Annotated in this window: 3 protein-coding genes; 1 reads left to right on the top strand and 2 read right to left on the bottom strand. The window is 45.4% G+C overall.

What is annotated here, in order from left to right:
• Positions 1 to 139 precede the first annotated feature (139 nt).
• Complete coding sequence (locus DW49_RS0123790) at positions 140 to 673, bottom strand: transcription termination/antitermination NusG family protein (protein ID WP_024420740.1); 534 nt, start codon at positions 671 to 673, stop codon at positions 140 to 142.
• Positions 674 to 886: 213 nt separating this feature from the next.
• On the opposite strand from DW49_RS0123790, the gene DW49_RS1000000130995 reads away from it, so the two are divergent.
• On the top strand, positions 887 to 1,270 hold the full coding sequence (locus DW49_RS1000000130995) for a helix-turn-helix domain-containing protein (RefSeq protein ID WP_003344338.1): 384 nt from the start codon (positions 887 to 889) through the stop codon (positions 1,268 to 1,270).
• A gap of 21 nt (positions 1,271 to 1,291) precedes the next feature.
• Here the strand turns inward: DW49_RS1000000130995 and DW49_RS0123780 are convergent, their stop codons facing one another.
• Positions 1,292 to 1,477 carry a hypothetical protein gene (locus DW49_RS0123780; RefSeq protein WP_003344336.1) on the bottom strand — a complete coding sequence of 62 codons (186 nt, stop codon included), beginning with the start codon at positions 1,475 to 1,477 and terminating at the stop codon, positions 1,292 to 1,294.
• Between the last annotated feature and the right edge of the window lie 193 nt (positions 1,478 to 1,670).

Here is a 1,670-nt window from a genome sequence, read left to right as displayed (position 1 = left end):
TTTTCGAAATAAGTTACCCATAACCTGCAAGCTAAGCTATTGATAAGATTTGAATTTTCCGTTAGTTGGTGGCTGATTTTTTCGAAAACAGTACACTAGACCAGGCGGTGAAATGGGAAATCGTGGGAAGTGGTAAAGCCTAGGCGGCACGTACCCTCGAATAGCAAAGGGTTCCGTTGCGCCTGACAAGGCGCTCCAGCGCTGCGTCCTGGGCCAGGAGCGCAAGGAAAGCCGCTCTACGCGCAGCTTCAGATTTCATGTCGATGATCAGACGCAGCGTTTTTTCCAGCTCTGTCGGCAAATTACGAAACTCGATGCAATCAAGCGCACGGTTGGAACGAACCAAAGCCGCTGCCTTCAAGCCCTCTACTGTGCTGTCCTGCATGACACACGCTTGACCGCCGAACTCACACGTTTGACCGCCGAACTGAACAAACCCACGGGCGCCGTTCAACGCTGTGATGGTGGTGGTGTGCGTCACTTGGGGATCGAAGCGCAGCAGCAGATAGCCAGGAAACAAACGCACCACCTTCTCTGTCGATGAAGGGCGATCAAGACGTTTGCGGTAGGTAATGCTTTCGGGGGAATACACCTCCACATCCAATCGCTCAATAGACGTGATAAGTGACTGATAAATGGAAGAATTGTGCATCAAAACACGCCAATTTTTCATATTCAGAACCTTTCGATCAGGCGCTCTTTCGAATTCCCAAACCGCTGAGCGCAGGGGCGAGTGATGTGCTGATGAGAACCAACACTATCCACCCCTGGGCAAGGTTGGCCGACAAGGATGGATTTCTAGAGGACAAAATAAATCGGTTAGAACAAAAAGTAAACACTAAAATACAAATCTTGTACTCAAATGCCTTTATAGAAGCGCAAGCAGATGAAATTATTGATTTTTTCTGGAGACACAGTGGACACTCTAAGGAGCGTGGTAGGGGCAAAAATAAAGGCCCTCCGCAAGTCAACAACCCTGAGCCAAGCTGATTTGGCAGAAATGATAGGGTGCGATGCGCCGTTGGTAAGTCGATACGAAAGAGGTTCTACGCTTCCAGGTATTGAGCAATTGATAAGAATCGCTACAGTTTTCAACGTCGCACCAGGAGAGCTTCTACCTGGTGGCCAAGATGTATTACGAACACGGCTGCTTTCGCTTCGACAAGAAATCACAGAACGCATCGCTGAAGTCGATTCGCCAGAATATTTGGAAGAAATGCTTAACTTCATTAACAGATACCCGCAGTACGATAATAAAAATAAGAAATGATGTAGACCTCAATATGGGCATTCAATCCAATCCATACTTACGAGTTATTTCCTCAATACGACTTCTACGCTTACAATGGAACTGTAAAGCCTGTTGATCGATTGGAAGCACACGATCAGCAGCCAAGGACGCATATTTTTCGTCCAGCCGAATCAGGTCAATCAATTCTTTAATTTCGACTCGAACTTTATCTTTTTGGATTAGCATTATGTTCTCCACATACTGTGCAAGCAGTATTTATGAAAAATCAATTTTTGAAGCTGGAGTTCTTTCCACCCTGATCAAAAGCACTAGTGTACTGTTTTCGAAAAAATCAGCCACCAACTAACGTAAAATTCAAATCTTATCAATAGCTTAGCTTGCAGGTTATGGGTAACTTATTTTGAAAACAGTACACTAG

The sequence above is a fragment of the Pseudomonas avellanae BPIC 631 genome (assembly GCF_000444135.1).
GTDB classification, from domain to species: Bacteria; Pseudomonadota; Gammaproteobacteria; order Pseudomonadales; family Pseudomonadaceae; genus Aquipseudomonas; species Aquipseudomonas avellanae.
Note: the sequence above shows the minus strand (reverse complement) of the source record. Positions and strands in the feature narration are given on the sequence as shown.

Bases quoted from the DNA above. Each gene is read 5' to 3' on its own strand.
- DW49_RS0123790 (WP_024420740.1), bottom strand. From the start codon at position 673: ATGAAAAATTGGCGTGTTTTGATGCACAATTCTTCCATTTATCAGTCA.
- DW49_RS0123780 (WP_003344336.1), bottom strand. From the start codon at position 1,477: ATGCTAATCCAAAAAGATAAAGTTCGAGTCGAAATTAAAGAATTGATT.
- DW49_RS1000000130995 (WP_003344338.1), top strand. From the start codon at position 887: ATGAAATTATTGATTTTTTCTGGAGACACAGTGGACACTCTAAGGAGC.